The following is an 18306-nucleotide window of genomic DNA, read 5'->3' on the forward strand; positions in this document are numbered from 1 at the left end:
GCCAATAAAAAGCCCACCATTGGTGGGCTTTTTGGGAGCTCAGATCGCCGGAGTTATGTCATTGACCACATCAGAGCTCAACAAACAGCTTGCCCTGATTCTGGCCTGAGAACAGGAGCTGGACCCCTTCGACGGCACTGTCGAGCCCCTTGAGGACGTGACTGCGGAACTTGATCTGGCCGTTCTGCAGGTAGCCCGTCATTGCGGTCATGGACTCGTCCACCTTGTCGTAGTGATCGGTAATCACGAAACCTTCGACGCGCAGGGCCTTGAGGTTGATATCTACCCAGCTTGGTCCCGGATTCGGCAATTCGTTGGTGTACTCGGCGATGTTGCCGCACACCACGATCTTGCCCAGCCGGTTCATTCGGTTAAACACCAGGTGCTGGATCGGACCGCCGGTGTTCTCGAAGTACAGGTCGACACCATTGGGCGTGGCCGCGGCCAGTTGTTCCTCAAGGTCGGCATCCTTGTAGTTGATGGCCTTGTCGAAACCGAGCTCCTCTTCCAGCCAGCGGCATTTCTCGTCGCTGCCGGCCACACCGATGACCGTCAGGCCCTCGGCCTTACCCATCTGACCGACGAGGGAACCGACCGAACCGGCGGCGCCACTGACCACCATGGTTTCGCCCCTGACCGGGCGGCCGATCTTCATCAGGCCGACATAGGCGGTGAAACCCGGGACGTAAAGCACCGACAGGAGCGCCTGTACGTCGACGGACTTGTCGACCACCTGCATGTCCTCGCCGCCCAGGGTGTACTCAGCCCAGCCGGTGATGCCAACAACCCGGGCGCCAACCGGATAGTCCGGGTTCCTGGATTCAACCACCTCACCCACGCCGTAAGAGCGCATGATGTCGCCCGGCCGGACCGGCTCGATGTAGCTGTCCTCGTTGTCCTGCACCCAGGTACGCATGGCGGGATCCAGCGACATGTGGGTCTGCTTGACCAGGAAGTCACCGTCGTTGAGAGTTGGTTTCTCAAGCTCAATCGCCTGGAAACAGTCGTCGGTGAACTCGCCGGTCGGGCGCTTCGCCAGTTTATACGCTTTGAAAGTCATATTTGAAAGTCTCCTGAAATCGATGGTGTGGGCGTTAGGGGATGGTGACGTCACCGAAAATCTCGGTGAAGCGCGGTTGGCCGTTCCAGGCGGAGGCCCCCCCGTCGACGCAAAGATTCTGCCCGGTCAGGTAGCTGGCCAGGTCCGAGGCCAGGAACAGCATGACCTTGGCGATTTCCTGGGGCTCGCCCGCGCGGCTCATGGGAATGTTGTGCATGTATTCCCGATACGCATCCGGCTGGCCGGTCAGCGGGCCGGTCAGCGGCGTTTTGATCAGGCCGGGGCTGATGCTGTTGACCCGGATGTTGTCGGTTGCGTAGTCCAGCGCCAGGTTGCGGGTGTAATTGATCACGCCGCCTTTGGCTGCGGCATAGGCGTTGAAGCCGTAATCGGCACGGGTGCCCGAGACGGAGGCGGTGTTGATGATGCTACCGCCGTTCTTCATCAGGTGGGGAATGGCGTGCCGGCAAGTATGGAACAGGGCGTTCAGGTTGACTTCCATCACCTTGTACCAGGTTTCCGGCGCAATGATGTGGGTGCGGCCGTAGGTGCCAAAACCGGCGTTGTTGATCAGGATGTCCAGGCCACCCAGGGTTTCAACCGCCGAGGCGATCATCTGCTCGATCTCTTCCGGAATACTCAGGTCGACCTTGATGAAGGACACGCCTTCGCCCAGTTCGTTGGCCAAGGCGGTACCGTTGTCTTCATTCATGTCGGCGATGACCACCTTCGCGCCGTTCTTTTGGAACAGGCGAACCGCCTGTTCACCGATCCCGGAGGCGCCACCGGTAATAATGACTTTCTTGTTCTGAAGCATGTCTGTTTACCCATGTGTTGTTGGAATATTTGCTATCCGACGTTTCCCCGAATCAGAACGGGTGAGAGGGACAGGGGAGTGGACGTTTTACAACGGGGGAAACAAAGAGAAGCAGTAAAAGGCGCCTAAAATTTGATAATAAATGCCAAGCCAATTATTGGCGTGAAAAGCCAAAAGTTGTTCGCGTTGGGTTAAATGTTTGTTTGAGCTTCGATCTAGGATGAGGCGATCTGGGCTGCCATGCTTCCGGTAGCCCGGTTCAAGATCCAATGACGGAGTGCGCTATGACTACAAGAAACAAAAAGACCGTCGCGGGCGCGGTCACCATGTCGGCCTTGCTGTTTGCCGCTTTCCCGGCGTCTGCTGGGGTCGTGTCTGGCAAGCTGGCCAGTGCTGACGGCGACGCGATCGCCGGTGCCATCATCCGACTGACGAATGTGCAAGAGGGCATCTCCGAGTCTGTTTACAGTGATGCCAATGGCGAATATGTATTGGAAACGGACCTGCAAGGCGAACTCCGCCTGAGATTTCGCGCGCATTATTTCGCCGATCATGAGGAGCAGATCGTCCTCTCTGATGCCTCAGCAACCCTTGAAAAAGATGTCCGTATGACCGCGCTCGATGCGGAGCGTGAAATCTCGGAGAGTCTGGCTGCGTCTTATCATTTCAATGAGTTGCCGTTCGATACCAGCGAAGATGAGCCCTTTACCCGGGATAAGTTCCAGCTTGAGTGCCTGTCCTGTCACCAGTTGGGCAATCCCTTCACCCGTACCGTTCGCCCGGCGGAGTCCTGGCAACAAACGGTGCAGCGCATGCACGCCTACATGGGCGCCATGGACATTACCGAGAAGGACCGGCGCCGGGCCGAGATTTTCGCGGAAGGGTTTGATGGCAAGCCCACGGAAATGCGACCGGACTTCCCATATGACAAGGCCCTGGCGCACACGAAAGTCTATGAATACCAATTGCCCAGTTCCGGTGTGCCGCACGACGCCTACGTGCACTCGGAAAACGGTTTGGTCTACACCGTGGATCAGTTCGCCGACGGCATGTACGTGACGGACCTTGAGAAGGGCGAGACGGAGTTTGTGCCGCATCCGGAACAGGGCATGCCGTTGGGTGGCATCTTCACGGTGCTGGGTGTTCCTCCGGCGATGAATAAGGTCAACGTGCGCCACGGTCCGCATTCATTGGCCGAAGGCCACGATGGCAAGCTGTACGTGACCAATTCCTACTCCGCCTCTATCGGTGTGTTCAACCCCGAAACCAATGCGTGGGAACAGAAGATCGCGCTGCCGGGCAACGCGCCCTACCCGCATACCATTCGCGTGGATAGCAAAGGTATCCTCTGGTTCAGTGTGGTTGGAACCGAGCAGATCGGGCGGCTGGATCCGAAAAGCCAGGAAGTCACCCTGATCGATCTGCCGGAGCCGCGTCCGGTGGCCATCACGCCGGCCGTTCTGACCTATGGTGTGGCCGTCAGCACGCTCGATGGTTCGATCTGGTACAGCCGGCTCTGGGGTAATCGCATCGGTCGTATCGACCCGGACACCCTGGAAGTGACCGAAATTGAATCCCCGGTGTTTGGCCCGCGCCGTTTGCGTTTTGCCGAGGATGGCATCCTCTGGCAGACCGGTTACGGTCACGGCGAGATCGCGCGTATCGATACCAGGACCATGGACACGAAGGTCTATGAAATGCCGGAGTTTGCGCCGGGCGCCCGTCCGGGCCCCTACTCCCTGAACATCGCGCCTAGCACCGGCGATGTGTGGGTCAATGAGACCATGACTGACCATATTTACCGGTTTGATCCTGAGCAGGAGAGATTCATCGCCTACCCGGCGCCCCTGCGTGGCACCTACACCCGGGACGTCACGTTCACGAAAGCGGGTTGGGCCTGCATGACCAACAACCCGATTCCGGTCCAGGCCCTGGAAGAATTTACCGGTGTGCTGATGTGTCTGGATCCGAACTACCGCCGTTGAATCAGAAGTTCCCCCTTGTTGTTGTGCTCCATGTTTCGCCCGGGCCGATTGGTCCGGGCTTTTTTATCTCTGACGGGCGTTCAGAGGAGGGAGTTGCGCGGGGTGTGGGCCACGGTCGGTCCGGGGGGCGCCTTTAATCTTTCGTATCAGAGGGATCAGTCTGCGGGTGCTCGTTTCCGGTTCCGGGTGGGTGGCATAGTAGCCGGCAATGCCTGCGAGCAGGGCCTCCCGCTGCCGGGAGTTCAAGGGACTGTGGCGCAGTGAATGCGTGCCGGTCCGTTTGTCCGTGAGCCGGTAAAGCCCCGTCAGTTCTCTGGGCGTTCCCCTGATCTGCTGGATGGCGGCCTGCTTTCGTCCAGGCACGGAATTCTGCCACCGGCTGCAGACCCGGTTGATAAAGAACCTTGTGCGTGAGCGGATTGCCCGCCGGTAGCCTGCCAGGATCGCCATCGATGCCCCGGCGGCCAGCATGAAAAGGAACCACCTTGTCTGACCCCGGCTTCCCGATGGGCCGGCTCCGGGCAGGACCGCGATCGGCAAAGCGGGTAATGTCGACTGCCGGATCCTTTCATCGTCAATATCCCACCAGGTGATTGAGAGGGCGGGCAGGCGATAAGTCCCTGGCTGGTCCGGGCTATAGCGGATGCGCTCGATGCGCTCCCCGCCCGTGACCCAGCCGCCCTCGTTGGTGACCGGCCGGATGTCTGCCGGTAGTCGCGTGCCCGCTACAGCACCGGTTGAGGACGGAATCAGGGGAGGGATCGACAGGGCCAGGGCCTGGTGGGCCTGTACCCGAATTTCCCGAACGATAGGGTGGCCGGCGACGATGCTGGCACCGGCCGTGCTGAGGCTCTGGCTCAATCGGACGTCCGCGGCCAGAAGGGAAATGGCGGAGGACTCGACGCCCGGGAGTGGCTGAACGGCAAACGATCGCTCCGGTGTAGACACGGCAACCGGGGCATCTTCCTGACCCACCGGGGCCTCAATGCGAAATGACGGCAGGGTCCTGACGCCCGGTTCCAGGGGAATCAGGCGGTAGCTGTAAGTGACTCCGAAATACCGCTTGCCCTTGATCGTTCGCTGAATGCTCCGGCCCTGGCTGCCCTCGAAAAACACCAGGGCGCCCGCGACCTCCAGAGGCCGGAATTCCGGGGTACCGGTCAGCCAGGTGTCGGTCAGGACATCCACTTCGTAGGAGACCGTCTGGCCTGAGCGGATGTCGGCGTCCGGAACCAGTCGGGTCTGGATCCTCACTTCCGCGGCCAGAGTCTGACCTGCCAGGCCGGAAAGGAACAGGGCGGCGAGAACCGGTCTTCCCGCCCATCTCATGGTTGTTCTCCGGCCTGCTTGCGCTGCTCGGCAGCAAACCTGCGTTTCAGAAAGTCTGTGGTCGAGGTATTCAGGTTTTCCAGCCAGACCGCGTCGGTGACAGCCTGCTGCTCCCGGATTCTGGTGCTGATTCCCTCCCTGGCCTCCTTGTCGAATCGGAGGTCATCGGCGCCGATGTCCGGAGCTTTCTCCCGGCCCTCATCGAGGTTTTCCGACAGGCGTTCTACCAGCGTCAGGTTCGTCCTCGCGGCTTCCAGCCCGGGATCTCTCTTCAGCGCCGTTTCAAAAGCGATCCGCGATTTTCCCAGTTCCAGTTGCCGGGCGTAACTGTTGCCAAGGTAAAACCAGGCCCGGGCGGTATCCAGCTGCCTGAAACTGTCAACGGCGGCCTCAAAATCGGCAGCGCGGTAGGCCGCCAGGCCCCGCAGGTACGGATCATGGAAACGTTGCGCAGCGTCTGCGTAGTCCCCGGCTTCGAAGGCCAGGCGCCCCTGCTGGTCTGGCGTCAGAAACGCATTGGCCAGAGCGCCCGCGTTGGCTTGTGGCGTTGGAGCCATCAGTACTGCCAGCGCAACCAGGCAGCCCTGGAGGTTCCATCCCTTGCGAATGGATACCAGGGCCAGCAGCAGGGCAGGCCAGACCAGCCAGTAACCGTAGTCGTGCCACTTGAGCGCCTCATCAAGGCTTTGCTGTCGCTGGAAATGCGACTGGACTTGGCTTTCAAGCCATTGGACATCCGCTTTCGTGGTCGTGAACGGTCGGGCTTCGGCAGAGAGTGTGCTCAGAACAGAGTGGGTTGCACTGGACGACACCGTCGCTGGCGGCAGCAGTGCCAGCACGTTCAGCCCGTCTCGATTGCTCCATGACGTTGGGAGTTGCGCAGAGGCCAGGTTGTCCGAAAACAGAAGGACTGTTTGCGGGCCACTCTCATCCAGCGCCGCCATGGCGAGATTCAGTGCGGCTGCCAGGTTGCGTCCCTGGCCCGGAATCATGCCCGCCTCAAGGGAGTTGAGATACAGGCTGAGCAGCTGCCTGTCCCGGCTATGGGGCAACACGCGATGGGCGCTTTGGGCGTATCCAGTCAGAGCTATGTGCCAGCCGGGCCGGCGTTCCGCGAGTGACTGAATACGGTCCTGGGCCAGTGCCAGCGCACCGGTGTCGGTCATGGATTCGGACAGGTCGAGGACGACGGTTACCCGGGTCTGGTCGTCGACATAGGGCGGCAGCAGTCGGTCCCAGGTGGGCCCGGCAACCGACAGCCCGGCCACCACCAGCAGCAGGCTGAAACCATGGACGGGCCGGAAACGTGTCTGGCTTTTGCTGTTCAGCGCGAGGTGTGGCAGCAGGTGCGGTGCAATCATCCGGCTGAGCGCATCCCGGCGGCGACTGGTCATGTGCCATGCTGGCAGCAATGCAAGGCCCGCGAGCACGATCAGCAGGCCCCAGGGGCGCAGAAAATGAAACTGGGCGATCGCTTCGGTCATGGTTCGTGCCTCTCCACTTCTCGCCAGCGGGCCGGGCGCTGTCCCAGCGATGGCATTAGGCCAGCCAGAACCTGCAGAAGCAGTAGCCCCGAAGCCATCAGCACGGGAATCCAGAACAACTCCCTGCGGGGGCGGGCTCTCAGTTCTTCCGCGTTATGCGGTGTCACGGCATCGATGGTCCTGTAGACCCGCTCCAGCGCCGTCCGGTCTGTCGCGAGAAATGACTGGCCACCGGTGATCCCTGCGATGCGCTCCAGCGTTGGTGCATCCACGGCTTCGTCAGTTCCTGTGTCGGTCCGGCCAAAGCCAATAGTGTGGACGGTCAGGCCCCGGTTGTTGGCGATACGCGCGGCCTGCAAAGGGTCGAGCCGGCTGCGGTTGTCGTTGCCGTCGGTGAGCAGGATCAGGAGTTTGTCGGGTCGGTCGCTTTGCTCCAGCAGTTTCAGGGTGACGCCAATGGCGTCGCCGAGCGCGGTGTTGGCGCCGGCCATGCCACTCTCGGTCATTGCGAGGATTTGCTGCAGGGAATCGTGTTCCCGGGACGGAGGTGCCAGGGGAAAGGCCCGGTCCCCGAAACCTACCAGTCCGATGCGGTCATTCGTGCGCCGGTTAATGAACTGGCTGGCGGCCCGCTTGACCGCATCCAGCCGGGTGGTGTCAGCTCCGTCCGAGGCGGTGACATCGGGTTCGGACATGGATTGGGACAGGTCGATGGCGAGAATGAGGTCCCGCCGGGGTTCAATATGCGTTATCGGTGGCTCGAGGTAGGCCGGCCGCGCGGCCGCTGTCAGCAGCAGGGCCCAGATCATCCCGCGCAGGGCGAGGCCGGCCCGGGAGATTCCCGCGGTTAATGGGCTGGCCCTCTGCTCCACCCGACCCTTGAAGGCGACCGTGAACGGCACCCGGAGTTTCCGATGGGGTGGCCGGTAGGTGGGCAACCAGCGGTACGCCAACAGGGGCAGCGGCAGCAGCAGCCAGAGCCAGGGGTAGTCAAACTGGATCATGATGGGTCTCCAGCCACTGCCGGCACTCGGCAATCAGGGCTGCTGCATCCAGGCGTCCCAGGGTCTCGTCACTGGCGTAAGCCAAATCGGCCAGGCACTCGGCAAAGGTTTCGGAAAGTGGGATGTCGGCCATGCGTTGCAGTTCGCGTTGCCAGATCGGGCCAGTCATGCGCGCCACCTCGGGGGATGGGACTCCCGGTCCGTTGAGCACCGTGCGCTTGAGCAGTCCGGGCAGATCCCTCAGGGGCGCCGGATTGACTGGGTTCCGGCGCCAACGTGCTTCCAGGACGTCGAGTTCCGCCAGGGCGGCCCGCCGATAGGCGTTGGTTCTCCAGTGCAGTCTCCAGCGAAGCAGGGCGACAGCGACCATGATCAACAGCAGGGTCAGCACCAGGGCCCAGCCCCAGGTCTGTGGCCACAGTGAAGGCATGGGCGGGGAGGGGAGTTCCCGAAGCTGTTCCAGGTCGTTGACCAGACTCATCGGCGCTGTGCCTCCACCAGTCCCAGAGCCCGCCGAAGCTGCGGCACAGTGGCTTCGCCTGTGCTGATTTTCAGATGCGGAACCCGGCTGCGCCTGAGATGTTCGTCGACGACTCGGAACCGTTCGCCGAGAAAATCCGCGAGGCTGTTTCGGACGCCGGCACGGCCAAGGTCGAGGGTCATCTCCACCTGGTCTTCGGCGACGGTCACCACCCCGGCGTCGGGTAGTCTCATAGCCAGCGGGTCATAGACTTGAATGGCAAGCACGTCATTGTGAAAGGAAAGTTGTTGCAGCAGCCCCAGGGTGCGCTCCGTTAGGCCGGCAAAATCGCTGACGATACAGACGGTCTGGTCATGGTCGGCATTCGCAAGACAGCCCGAGATGACCTTGTCCAGCTGTCCGACATTGCGCGGAGCGTCGTCATCTGCACGCAGGGCCCGGTTTTGACGGGCTATCCGGGCGAGTAGATCGGCGACCCGCCGCCGGCTTCGGTGTGGCGTGACCGTGTCCAGGCGCTGATCGTTGAAGACAATGCCACCGACCCGGTCACCGGCATGGAAGGCGATCCACGCGGCCAATGCCGCCACTTCTGCCGCCGCCGTTGCTTTCAGCAGGAGCGACGAACCGAAAAGCATGTCCATGCGTTGATCGCACAGGATCATGGTCGGACGGTCGCGTTCCTCGGTAAAGCTGCGAACCAAAGGGGTTCCGGCCCTGCAGGTGGCGCGCCAGTCCAGGTGGCGGATATCGTCACCCCGGGTATAACGCCGTAATTCGTCGAAGTCGAGCCCGCGTCCGCGCATCCTTGAGCCGTGTTGCCCCGCCAGCAGGCTGTTTGAGCGCTGGCGGCCATGGAAGTCGGGGAGCCGGCCTTCCGGCTCGAGCGCCATCAGCCGATCTGTCGTGGTGAAGACGCCGGTGTTGTCTGTGCGGCTTTTGATCATGGTGGCTCCCCTCAGGCGGGAATCGCAACCTGGTCGAGCAGTCGATCAACGATCTGATCCTCGGTGACCCCATCCGCGATGGCATCGTAGCTGAGCCTCAAGCGGTGACGCAGAACCGGTAGGGCGACGGCACGCACGTTGTCCGGGGTGACGTGGGGCTGCTGGTGGAGCCAGGCGTGAGCCCGAGCGGCCCGGTCCAGGGCAATGGCCCCTCTTGGACTGGCTCCGGTATCGATCCAGTCACGGAGGGTTGCGTCGGGCGCCAATTCCGGTCGCGTCGACTGGACCAGACTGACGACGTACTGATCGATTTTCGGGGAGACAAACAGCCGGGCGATTTCCCGGCGGGCGGCCAGCAAAATATCGGCCTGAAAGTGAGGTTCCGACATCGGGTGGGCCGATTCGTTGTCCTGCTCGGACCGGACCAGTCTCAGAATATCGCATTCGTGCTCGTGACTCGGATAATCCAGCACCAGTTTCATGAGAAAGCGATCCATCTGCGCCTCGGGCAGGGGATAGGTGCCTTCCTGCTCAATGGGATTCTGAGTAGCCAGCACCATGAACAGATCGTCCATCCGGTGGGTCTCACCGGAAACGGTAATCTGGCGCTCCTCCATGACCTCGAGCAGGGCAGACTGGACCTTGGCCGGAGCCCGATTGATCTCGTCCGCCAGTATCAGGTTGCCAAACAGCGGGCCGGGCTCGAACGCCAGGGATTGCACGCCGTTGGTGTAGTGCAGCACCTCCGATCCGGTGAGGTCGGAGGGCAGCAGATCCGGAGTGAACTGGATACGGCGCATTTGCGCCTCCAGGTGGTGGGCCAGTCGTTTTACCGTACGGGTCTTGGCCAGCCCGGGCATACTCTCGATCAGCACATGGCCATCCGAGAGCAGCGCGAGAACCAGCTGTTCGATCAGCTGTTCCTGACCAAGGACATCGGACGCTAGTCGATCGATCAGGCTGACCACCGAATCGTGAGTATTCATAACGTCCCCGATTCTCACTGCTGGTAGTTGAGGAACCGTTCCATCATCTGATCAATGGTAAAGGTCGCCGGTCTCTGGCGGGGTGGGTACTCCTTGAAGGTGTTCAGGAATTGTTTGACCTTGATCAGCGTCGCCATGCCGCGGGCCTGGATCTTCCGGTCCCACCAGACCTGGTAGGAGTTGGCGTCGATATCGGCACGCTCGAATGGATCCTGGCGCAGGTTGAATACCTTCGGAATGCGCAGTTTCACGAAAGGCTCGGACCAGACGTTAAACTTGTGCGCGCGCTGTTCGGCAAAGACCAGCTTCCAGGGGCCATCCCGCAAGGCCAGGATATCGCCACCGTCACTGGCGTAGATGAACTCGTTGCGAGGACCTTCCTCGACCTTGCCGGTGAGGTAGGGCAGGAAGTTATAGCCATCGAGATGCACATTGTAGGTTTTGCCGTTGGCCTCATGGCTTTCCAGCAGTTCCTGCTTGATGTCGGGAACGCCCGCTGCGGCCATCAGTGTCGGCACCCAGTCCAGGTGGGACATGATGTCGTTGGAAATGCTGTTGGAATCAATTTTGCCCGGCCAGCGGACCAGGGCCGGCACCCGGAAGCCGCCTTCCCAGTTGGTGTTCTTCTCGCCCCGGAAAGGGGTGATACCGGCATCGGGCCAGTGGTTGTAATGAACGCCGTTGTCCGTGGTGTACAGAACAATGGTGTTATCCGCGACCCCGAGCTCATCCAGTTTGGAGAGCAAGGCGCCAACGTGGTTGTCGTGCTCGACCATGCCATCGTTGTAGAAACCCTGGCCGGACAGGCCTCGAGTCTCGTCCTTGAGGTGGGTGTAGTAATGCATGCGCGTTGAATTGAACCAGACGAAGAAGGGCTCTTCCTGGTTGTGGGCTTTCTCCATGAAGTTCAGGGACGCCTGCAGGAATTCTTCGTCGATGGTTTCCATCCGTTTGGTGTTCAGCGGGCCGAGATCCTCGACCTTACCGTCGGCGGTGGAGCGGATGACCCCCCGTGGGGTAATCATCTGGGCAAGCTGAGGATCGTCGGGCCAGGCCGGGTCTTCCGGTGCTTCTTCGGCGTTCAGGTGGTACAGGTTGCCGAAGAATTCATCGAAGCCGTGGTTGGTGGGCAGGAACTCGTCCCGGTCACCCAGGTGGTTCTTGCCAAACTGGCCGGTGGCGTACCCCAGGGGTTTCAGCAGCTCTGCCAGGGTGGGGTCTTCCGGCTGAATGCCAATCGGGGCGCCCGGAATGCCGACCTTGGTCAGCCCGGTCCGGATCGGATGTTGACCGGTGATAAAGGCGGACCGGCCGGCGGTGCAACTTTGTTCCCCGTAGTAATCCGTGAACATCATGCCTTCATTGGCGATGCGGTCGATGTTCGGCGTCTGGTATCCCATCATGCCATGGCTGTACTTGCTGATATTGGTAATACCGATATCATCACCCATGATGACAAGAATATTCGGGCGTTCTGCGGCGGCGGTCGCCATATGGAGGCTGAGCAGGCCAACGCCCAGGATCAGGCGGGTGGCACTCCGGTAGAGGCTTCCGGTATTCATTTTGTTCTCCTGTCGAAGCTTGCAAGCGTTATTGTCAGAGGTTGGCTTTTTTCGCTTGCTTCGAGTCTACGGCAGGAGCCTCGGGCAACACTGTAACCAGAGTAACAATCCAATATGACCAATGTTCCCGACACGCTTGGAAACTGTGACCTTCTGGCCGGGCTGCCACCGGAGGGGATTGCCGAGGCCGCGCGCCTGGCGACGGTGCGGAACTTTTCCGAGGGACAGACCATTTATCGGAAGGGCAGCTCCCAGAAGACCCTGGCGGTGATTGAATCCGGGTCGGTCCGGGTGAACGCCATCAGCGGCGCCGGCAAGGAGCTGACCCTGATGATTTGCGGGCCGGGAAACTGGTTCGGCGACGGCGTGTTCTGGGCAGATACGCCGCGGCTGTATGGGGCCGTCGCCCATGAGCCCACCAAGCTGATTGAGTTCACCTCCAATACCTTCGCCGGACTACTGGAAGCCTTTCCTGAGTGCTATCCAGTGATTATCAGGGAATTGGGGCAACGGCTGCGGGCGGCTCTGATGGTCATTGAGGATGATGCACTGCGAGGAATTCCGGCCCGGCTGGCCAGACGACTGTTGTTTATTGCCACCTTTCAGCATGGCAATCCCGAGCCGCCTGTGTCGCTTCGACTGACCCAGGAGCAACTTGGCAGCATGCTGGGCATTTCCCGGCAGGCAGCATACCGGGCTCTCCAGGTATTGCTCGGCGAAGACCTGATCGAGTTTCGGTACGGCGTTATCCATCTGAAGGACCGGGAAGGTCTGGAAGCCTTCATTGCACGCGAGTAACGGCCGCGCTCCGAATGTCCCGGTTAATACTTAAAAGGTTAAGTTGTTGGCGGTTGAAGTTAAATAACCGGTCAGGCGGGTTTGTATAGTGCGAGCAGGTGAGGAGAGGGTTGCTCCGGCAATCCCGCAGGCGGAAGTTCCTACCCTTGCTGTTTGTGCCGTCTGCGCACTTCGCACCGGGCCGTTTCGGCCCAAAACTGTGTCCCTTTCAGCCCCTTCGCCCCGAAGGGGTCTTTTTCGCTCAGCGAAGCCAGCCGGGTGCTTTTTTCCGCATGGATAGCAGTCGCGGGGACGACTGGATCCCCTGATTTTTTCGCCATTGCCGCGGACTGACACCGTACCAGCGCTGGAAGGCTCGGGAGAAAGCTGCCAGGTCGGAGTAGCCGAGAATCCCGGAAAGCTGGGTCAGGCTGATCCCCGATTCCTGGAGGTAGCGTTCAGCCATGGTCTTCCGGGTTTCGTCCAGCAGCTTCTGGAACGACGTGCCCTCTTCGGTGAGGTAGCGTTGAAGTGAGCGGGAACTGAGCATCATGTAGTCGGCCACAAGATCAATGGTAACCCGACCGTTGGGGAGGAAGTTCTTCATGAGGTGCTGGACATAGGCTGGCAATTCCTGGACCGACAGTTCGTCCATTTTTTCCAGATGCTCGCGCATCAGGGCATGCAGCTTCGGATCGGAATCGCTCAGGGGCAGGTCCAGCAGGCGGGCTTCAAACACCCAGCCATTGATGGTGCTGTCGAACTGGGGAGGCAGGCCAAGCAGCCGGCTGTAGGCCTGCGGCGAACTGCTGGGCCCGTGTCGGAAATGCACGCCACTGGGTCGCCACTGGGTCCCAAGCAGCATTTTCAGCAGGGCCTTGCCCACCCCGATGGCCAGTTCCACGGCCTGCTTGCTGGCGACCCCCTCGCTCAACAAGGGTTCGTAGCTGAGAATGGCCATCTTGTCCTCGATGGTCGCCGTCACCAGTCCGCTGGAGGAATGCAGATGATAATACTGCATCAGTTCGTTCAGCGAATCGCCCACGGTCTGGGCGTTTTTGAACAGATAGAGCAAGCGGCCAAAGATGGTGGTGCCCTGGAAGATTCCGTATTCCAGGCCGAACAAGGGGTGCTCTGTCCGGTTGGCGCAGTTTTCGAGCAGTGTTGCCATCCGGGAATAGGAAATCAGGCTTTCGGGATGTTCGAGAACGTCCTCGGGCAACCTGGCTTCACGGAGCATCGCCCGGTAATCCAGGCCGTATTTGGCGCAAAACTCGTCCAGTCGTGCCAGGGACGAGGCTCTGGTGAGATCGGTTGTAACCATAATGACGTGTAATTGTTGTTCACGATTGTAACGGGTAACGCTAGCTGCATTGGCGGGAAATAACAAGAAAACGGCATTTTCTATCATGTGCCGTCATCGGAATCGGGTGACCATGAAATCTGGCAGGTATTGCCAACGGCAAAACAATCTACAAGAGAGGTCGACCATGACGACGCCAAACCAGGTTTTTGAGCACCACGAACTGCTTTATGTGAATTCCAAGAATCAGCCTGTTTATGAAGACGCCATGCCAGGCGTGCCAGGCATTGATGTACAACCGCTTTTCCTTGATCCGCATAACGGTGTCTGGGTGCTGAAAGTCTGGTTCCATCCGGGCGTGACTCTGCCCCGTCACTACCACACGGGCACGGTGCACCTGTTCACGATTTCGGGTCATTGGGAATACAAGGAATACCCCAACGATCCCCAGACCGACGGTTGCTACCTGTACGAGCCGGGCGGTTCTATTCACCAGTTCACCACACCGGCGACCAACACCGGGCCGACAGAGACCCTGATGGTGGTGCACGGCGCCAACGTCAATTTCGACGACGATGGCAACTACCTGGGCATCATGGATGCCAGCGACATCATGATCATGCTGGACAACCTGATCCGGGAACGGGGCCTGGAGCCGGCGAACTACATTACGCCGCCCCAGCCGGACCACAACGCCCGGGTCCGTAACGTCAAGTAAGACAGCCAGTGCAGAAGCGCCCTCCCGGCCAAAACAGGTTTTCCCGGGTAGGGCGTTTCTTTGTATCCGAACAGTCAATAAAGGTAGAGAAAACCATGAAACCCTGGCTTGATTCATACCCCGCGGATGTTCCCCCCACGATTGACCCTGACACCCACGCCTCCGTTACCAGCTTGTTTAATGACGCCATCAAGCGTTTCCCGGAGCACGCCGCGCTGGAGTGCTTTGGTCACACCATGACGTATGGCCAGCTTGATGAAGCCTCGGATGCCCTGGCCTGCGCCCTGCAGCAGCAATACGGGGTGAAGAAGGGCGACCGGGTCGCGGTCATGTTGCCGAATATCTTTGCCTATCCGGTGGCCATGTTGGCGATTCTCAAGGTGGGCGCCATCCAGGTGAACGTGAACCCCCTGTACACGCCGAGGGAACTTGAACACCAGCTGAATGATTCCGGCGCCGAAACGATGTTCATCTACTCGGGCTCCTTGGCGTCGCTGACCCCGATCCGTGACGCCACGCCCGTATCTCAGGTGATTGTGGTCAATCCCGGTGATGGTGCCGGCCTCCCGATTCCTGGTAGCGACATTCCCGCCGAACTGGGCGAGTTTACCGGCATGGCGGACCTGTTGGCGCACAACGCGGGTAATAAACCCACTGAAGTACCGGTGTCCGGCGATGATGTCCTGTTTCTGCAATACACCGGTGGAACCACAGGCCCCTCCAAGGGCGCGACACTGACTCACCGTAACCTGGTTGCCAACAGCCTTCAGTTCCGGAGCTTCATACCCGAGGCGAACGAACCTGGGGAGGAGGTGCTGGTGCTGGCACTGCCGATGTATCACATCTTTGGCCTGATGATTTTCGTGGCCTACGCGGCCATCGGAGCCAAAGCCATCCTGATTCCCAATCCTCGTGACATGGACGCCTACCTGAAGGCCATCAAGGATTCCGGGTTCACCGTTATTGGTGGCGTCAATACCCTGTACGCGGGCATGACCCAGCATCCCCTGTTCAAGGACGTGGACCTGTCCCGTTACAAAGTGGCATTTGGGGGTGGCTCCAAGATCTTCCCGAGCACCTCCAAGGCCTGGAAGTCTTTCACCGGGGCTCACATCCTGGAAGGCTTCGGTTTGTCCGAAACCTCGCCGATCCTCACCCTGAACCTGATGGGGCAGGAAGCATTCAGCGGCACGGTGGGCTATCCGGTACCGTCCACTGAGGTCAAGATCATCGATGAGCAAGGTAACGCACTGCCTGCCGGAACGCCGGGCGAACTCTGTGCCCGCGGACCCCAGGTCATGAAGGGGTACTGGAACCGGGAGCAGGCAACGGCCGATACCTTCACCGAGGATGGCTTTTTCAAAACCGGTGATGTCGCGGTCATGCACCCGGACGGTCAGTTCGAGATTGTTGATCGCAAGAAAGACATGATCATTGTCTCGGGTTTCAACGTTTACCCCAACGAGGTGGAAGCCGTTGCCAGTGAGTTGCCCGAGGTTGCTGAATCGGCCTGTATCGGTGTGCCGGACGAGAAAACCGGTGAGCGCATCCGCCTGTTCGTGGCGCCGACCGAGGGATCCGCGATCGACAAGGACGCGGTGATGGCACATTGCCGGCAGAGTCTCGCCGCCTACAAGGTTCCGAAGGAAATCGAGGTGCTGCAGGAGCTGCCCAAGTCAAACGTTGGCAAGATCCTGAGGAAGGATCTGCGCGTTGTCTGAGGTGGGATTCCGATGAGCACATACTGCAGTCAGATTGCCTTCGTGTGTCAGGATGCCAAGGCCCTCCGGTCCTGGTACGGCACCCTGTTCGGTTTTGTGTCGTCGGGGCGGACCATCTATGCGGGCAAGCTGTCTACCCGGGTGATGGGAATCGACGGCGTAAATACACGCTGCTATTGGTCCCTCGATGGCAATGCCGACATGTTCCAGCTGGAGTTCTTCGACTTCCGGTCGCCGGAAATGCGGCCCCGCCCGGAACACTGGAGCCCGGCGATGCCGGGTTATGCCTGTATCGGAATCTATAGCCAACGGTTCCAGTGTTGCGTTGATGCCCTGTCGGCCCAGCAGCGTCTGGAAGCCGTGGAGGGAGAGACCGGTGGCCGGGTGGCCTACGCCAGTGACCCCGAGGGTAACGCGCTGGAAATCTATGAGCGGGATCCCCTGCCGGACGCTGGCTGGAATGGCCGGAAGCAACCGTCCGCAGTGCGGCTGATCCGGCTCAATTCCCACGATGCCGAAGGCGTGGCGCGTGCCTGGTCTGGCTCACTTGGCGTCACGCCGGTGCAGATGCCCGAGGGGTGGGCTCAGCGTCTCTCCGTGGTGAAGCAGGGTCTGTCAGAACCTAGGTACCTGCGTGGCGGCGGCGTTGTGGTGGAAATCTGTCGCACCCCTGAGCCGTTTCCAGGGGGGCAGCGTCCGGCGTTGTACCAGCACGGTTTCATGAACTTTGCCCTTAACACCCAGTCCCGGATTGAATGGGACGAGGTGTATGCCCAAGCGCTCTGGTCGGGGTTTCGGGCCAATGGAAAGGCTCTGGAGGCGGGCATATTCAAAGTCATGTATATCAATGACCCGGACGGCAATAGCATAGAGCTTCTGTACCCCCGAAAATTTGCCTACCGGGTGACCGGCTTTCGCCCCAGCCTTCGCCTGGGTGCACCCCTTCGGTGGCTGCGCCGATGGCTGGCCCGGCGCGGGCAATAACCAAAAAAGCCGCTGTTTCCAGCGGCTTTTTTGTCGTATTCGACGGCTTATTCTGACGGTTTTACCAGAATCTTGACGTCGTTTTCAGGCGTGCCCAGGCGGTCGAAGGCGGATTCGATATCACTCAGGCCCACCGTGTCGGAAATCAGCCCACCGGCATCGAGCTCGCCGTTGGCAAGGTGGTTCAGGGTCGCGCCGAATTCCTCACCGCTGTAGAAACTGACAAAGCGGAGATCGATTTCTTTCATGACCGGGTAGGACGGCATCATCGCGTCCTTTTCCATGCACAGACCCACCACCACGACCCGGGCCCCGTAGGGTGCGCCGGTACAGACATTCTGGATCAGGCCAGGTACACCCACACATTCAAAAATCAGCGAGGGTCTCAGGTCGGCGCCTCCGAACAGGGGTGAGATCGGGCCGGCCTCTTCCGGATTCGCAGTCTGGGCTGCTTCTTTCCAGCTTTCATAGGGTGAATGCTCTGCCGGGTTGACCACGACATCCGCGCCCATTTTTCTGGCAAGGTCGCGACGCGCTCTCGAGAAATCCGACGCCACGATGGGGCCAATCTTCATCATTTTCAGCACGGCAATAACGGCAAGACCGATCGGGCCGCAGCCGATGACCAGGGGTACGTGGTTCCGGGTTGGCTCGCCCCGGTTAACCGCGTGCAGGGCAACGGCCATGGGCTCAGTCAGAGCCGCCATTTCCGGGCTCAGGCCATTGGGGACTTTCATGGTGAGCCGGCTGTCGACCAGCATCTGCTCGGAAAAGCCCCCGGGAACGTCGGCGGAACTGAAGCCAATCATGGCAAGACCCTCTTCCCGCATCAGGAAGGGCAGGGAGACAACCTGGTCGCCAGCCTTGAACGTCGAGCCTTGCCGGGTCTCCAGGACTTCCCCGACAAACTCGTGGCCCATCAGGATGGGTTTGTCGGCGTCGATGATGGAACTACCCACGACCTCGCGGGAGCTCTCGGCCAGTTCATGGGTGTGGTGCCGGCAATGCAGGTCGGACCCGCAGATGCCGCAAACCAGAGATTTGATGAGGAGCTCGTTCTCACGTGGTTTGGGTTCCGGCAAATCCACGATCTTCAGGTTGTTGTCTTCAACGATGGCACTTCGCATCGGGGGTCTCCTTGGTGTGTGTTG

Annotated in this window: 16 protein-coding genes; 5 read left to right on the forward strand and 11 right to left on the reverse strand. The window is 60.3% G+C overall.

From position 1 onward, the window contains the following. Nucleotides 1-70: 70 nt before the first annotated feature. Nucleotides 71-1060 (reverse strand): NADP-dependent oxidoreductase, encoded by a 990-nt coding sequence (locus tag KZO34_RS12005; protein WP_219476713.1) that lies wholly within the window; start codon nt 1058-1060, stop codon nt 71-73. Between the two features lie 34 nt (nt 1061-1094). Continuing rightward, complete coding sequence (budC, locus tag KZO34_RS12010; protein WP_219476716.1) at nt 1095-1877, reverse strand: meso-2,3-butanediol dehydrogenase; 783 nt, start codon at nt 1875-1877, stop codon at nt 1095-1097. A gap of 284 nt (nt 1878-2161) precedes the next feature. On the opposite strand from budC, the gene KZO34_RS12015 reads away from it, so the two are divergent. Continuing rightward, on the forward strand, nt 2162-3862 hold the full coding sequence (locus KZO34_RS12015; protein WP_219476718.1) for a virginiamycin B lyase family protein: 1701 nt from the start codon (nt 2162-2164) through the stop codon (nt 3860-3862). Nucleotides 3863-3925: 63 nt separating this feature from the next. Here the strand turns inward: KZO34_RS12015 and KZO34_RS12020 are convergent, their stop codons facing one another. The 7 genes from KZO34_RS12020 to KZO34_RS12050 are packed head-to-tail and all read right to left on the reverse strand — an operon-like array spanning nt 3926 to nt 11652. Beyond that, complete coding sequence (locus KZO34_RS12020; RefSeq protein WP_219476720.1) at nt 3926-5191, reverse strand: BatD family protein; 1266 nt, start codon at nt 5189-5191, stop codon at nt 3926-3928. Next, the gene (locus tag KZO34_RS12025) at nt 5188-6675 is read right to left on the reverse strand and encodes a VWA domain-containing protein (protein ID WP_219476722.1); all 1488 of its coding nucleotides are present in this window, start codon (nt 6673-6675) and stop codon (nt 5188-5190) included. The genes KZO34_RS12020 and KZO34_RS12025 overlap by 4 nt, the downstream gene beginning before the upstream one ends. Beyond that, the gene (locus KZO34_RS12030) at nt 6672-7679 is read right to left on the reverse strand and encodes a VWA domain-containing protein (RefSeq protein ID WP_219476724.1); all 1008 of its coding nucleotides are present in this window, start codon (nt 7677-7679) and stop codon (nt 6672-6674) included. Before KZO34_RS12030 ends, KZO34_RS12025 begins: the two co-directional genes overlap by 4 nt. Further along, nucleotides 7666-8160 carry a DUF4381 domain-containing protein gene (locus tag KZO34_RS12035; protein WP_219476726.1) on the reverse strand — a complete coding sequence of 165 codons (495 nt, stop codon included), beginning with the start codon at nt 8158-8160 and terminating at the stop codon, nt 7666-7668. The genes KZO34_RS12030 and KZO34_RS12035 overlap by 14 nt, the downstream gene beginning before the upstream one ends. After that, on the reverse strand, nt 8157-9104 hold the full coding sequence (locus KZO34_RS12040) for a DUF58 domain-containing protein (RefSeq protein ID WP_219476728.1): 948 nt from the start codon (nt 9102-9104) through the stop codon (nt 8157-8159). The genes KZO34_RS12035 and KZO34_RS12040 overlap by 4 nt, the downstream gene beginning before the upstream one ends. Before the next feature lie 11 nt (nt 9105-9115). Beyond that, the gene (locus KZO34_RS12045) at nt 9116-10090 is read right to left on the reverse strand and encodes an AAA family ATPase (RefSeq protein WP_219476730.1); all 975 of its coding nucleotides are present in this window, start codon (nt 10088-10090) and stop codon (nt 9116-9118) included. A gap of 14 nt (nt 10091-10104) precedes the next feature. Next, a complete protein-coding gene (locus KZO34_RS12050) occupies nt 10105-11652 on the reverse strand; it encodes an arylsulfatase (protein WP_219476732.1) in 1548 nt (515 codons plus the stop codon). 114 nt (nt 11653-11766) lie between these two features. On the opposite strand from KZO34_RS12050, the gene KZO34_RS12055 reads away from it, so the two are divergent. After that, the gene (locus KZO34_RS12055; protein ID WP_219476734.1) at nt 11767-12450 is read left to right on the forward strand and encodes a Crp/Fnr family transcriptional regulator; all 684 of its coding nucleotides are present in this window, start codon (nt 11767-11769) and stop codon (nt 12448-12450) included. A 241-nt stretch (nt 12451-12691) separates the two neighbouring features. On the opposite strand, the gene KZO34_RS12060 is transcribed toward KZO34_RS12055, so the two are convergent. After that, nucleotides 12692-13753, reverse strand: a complete 1062-nt coding sequence (locus KZO34_RS12060) for an AraC family transcriptional regulator (RefSeq protein ID WP_219476736.1) — start codon at nt 13751-13753, stop codon at nt 12692-12694. 166 nt (nt 13754-13919) lie between these two features. On the opposite strand from KZO34_RS12060, the gene KZO34_RS12065 reads away from it, so the two are divergent. The 3 genes from KZO34_RS12065 to KZO34_RS12075 all read left to right on the forward strand — a co-directional run bounded on the left by KZO34_RS12065 (nt 13920) and on the right by KZO34_RS12075 (nt 17155). Beyond that, nucleotides 13920-14450: a 2,4'-dihydroxyacetophenone dioxygenase family protein gene (locus tag KZO34_RS12065; RefSeq protein WP_137437001.1), complete on the forward strand. Its 531-nt coding sequence runs from the start codon at nt 13920-13922 to the stop codon at nt 14448-14450. Nucleotides 14451-14545: 95 nt separating this feature from the next. Continuing rightward, nucleotides 14546-16171, forward strand: coding sequence for an AMP-binding protein (locus KZO34_RS12070; protein ID WP_219476738.1), 1626 nt, complete (start codon nt 14546-14548; stop codon nt 16169-16171). A gap of 12 nt (nt 16172-16183) precedes the next feature. Further along, on the forward strand, nt 16184-17155 hold the full coding sequence (locus KZO34_RS12075) for a VOC family protein (protein WP_219476740.1): 972 nt from the start codon (nt 16184-16186) through the stop codon (nt 17153-17155). Nucleotides 17156-17202: 47 nt separating this feature from the next. On the opposite strand, the gene KZO34_RS12080 is transcribed toward KZO34_RS12075, so the two are convergent. Continuing rightward, nucleotides 17203-18282, reverse strand: coding sequence for a zinc-binding dehydrogenase (locus KZO34_RS12080; RefSeq protein ID WP_219476741.1), 1080 nt, complete (start codon nt 18280-18282; stop codon nt 17203-17205). Between the last annotated feature and the right edge of the window lie 24 nt (nt 18283-18306).

The organism is Marinobacter sp. F4206 (assembly GCF_019392195.1).
Taxonomy (GTDB): domain Bacteria; phylum Pseudomonadota; class Gammaproteobacteria; order Pseudomonadales; family Oleiphilaceae; genus Marinobacter.